The organism is Microvirga roseola (assembly GCF_020866965.1).
Taxonomy (GTDB): domain Bacteria; phylum Pseudomonadota; class Alphaproteobacteria; order Rhizobiales; family Beijerinckiaceae; genus Microvirga; species Microvirga roseola.
The window spans coordinates 1-1580 of record NZ_JAJATX010000148.1 but is presented as its reverse complement, the minus strand read 5'-3'; the positions used below and the strand labels follow the sequence as shown (position 1 = coordinate 1580).

General features: G+C 62.2%; 1 protein-coding gene. It reads left to right on the top strand.

All coding sequences use genetic code 11. The features are described 5' to 3' along the window. Positions 1-1382: 1382 nt before the first annotated feature. A partial coding sequence (locus LG661_RS24580) for a DNA translocase FtsK (protein WP_230534623.1) occupies positions 1383-1580 on the top strand: 198 nt, incomplete at its 3' end.

The window sequence follows — 1580 nt, the reverse complement described above, 5'->3', positions numbered from 1 at the left end:
GAGGAGCGTGAATGCCGGAATGTCCTCTGGCAATCAGGCTCATGGATGGGACCTTGGTCGTGTGAATGCCTTAGGCTTCACTCGAACCCGGGAGGGTTCGAACCTTGGTCTGGAACAAGAGGGGACCGCTCTCAAGCCTAGGCTTGGAAAGAGGTGTTCCATCTGTCCGGAGATTTCGGCCTGCACACTTCCGCGGCAGGCCGGGGATGGCGGATATAATCGATTCGCACTGGATTGCAACAGGAATCATCCGCGGCCCTGCGGGAGCCGCCGAAGCGGAGACGGGCAGGGCGTCACAAAAGATATAAGATATATAGGTGCTTCCGGGTCCATTTGAAGGGTCTCGGCTGCCGGCCTGGGGACAATCTCGCGGCGGGGGCAGGTCCCCTTCCGATCCTAATCGTCTTTTTACGATTCAGGGGCGTAATCGCGGACGAACACGTCTCGTGGGGCCATTCGCTCCACTCAGCTCCAAATATCATAGAACAATGCATTTCAAACGACGGACTCCCTCTTCCGCCGCCTCGGACTTCGATTCTCCGGAGACAGGGGCCGATCTCCGATCCGGCCCCGGCGGCCCTGCTTCCCAAGCGCCAGCGCAGGGGAGGGGGGCGGCTGAGCCTTCCGAGCCGGTCTGGAAGCGGCTGGCCTCTGCCTCTTCCGATGTCCGCTTCACGCGAACGCCGGACCGCGTCCTGAAGGAACGGCGGATGCAGGCCGCACAGGCCGGCGGTCATTCTGTGGCTCCACACGGGACCATAACCCGGCCTGCGGCGAAGGAGCCGTCTGTGCTCCAGCGGGATGGAAGCCTTGTGCGGCCAAGGGCGGGGGCAGGTGTTGGTCCCCAGCCTTCGCACGATCTCGACCGGAACCCCCGCCATTCTGTCCAACAGAAGGAGGCCTCCTTCTCCGGTCGCAACGAACGCACAGCACAAAAAGATATTCCGGCCGTGCCTGCTCCGAGAGCCTCGCTGTTGCGCACTCCTGCGCAAAAGCCCGATACATATGCTGCAGTCGGCTTCGAACTGCCGGCTGTGCAGCAATCCTATTCTTTCCTCTGGCAGCCGGGAACCTACCTGCTGGATCCGACGCTGGCGGCTGCTCCAGCCGCAGTGGAACCTGTCATGCAGGAGGACAAGCCGGACCTGGACGATGTCCACGAGGAGCCCGTCACAGTTCCTCCTCGATCAGCACCGACACGGGTAAGAGCAAGGGCTGAAGCCTCGTCCCGCGCCAGCGGTCGAAGCATGCGTGCGTCCCAGCCCGAGCGCTCAGAGGAGGAGGCACCGCGGCGTGCTCCCACCGTGAGCCGGCCTTCGCGGGATGTCAGCCCGAGGCCTGTTGCTGGTGGCGATCATTTCCGTGTCTCGGCTGAAACCTCGATGCAATTCGAGCTGCCGGAGATAGACCTACTTGCTGAGCCGCAGGCCTCGAACAGCGTAGAGGTCCCGGTGGAAGTTCTCCAAGAGAACGCCGCGACGCTTGAGAACGTCCTCTGGGACTTCAATGTCAAGGGCGAGATCATCAATGTGCGGCCCGGTCCTGTTGTGACGTTGTATGAGCTTGAGCCTGCGCCTGGA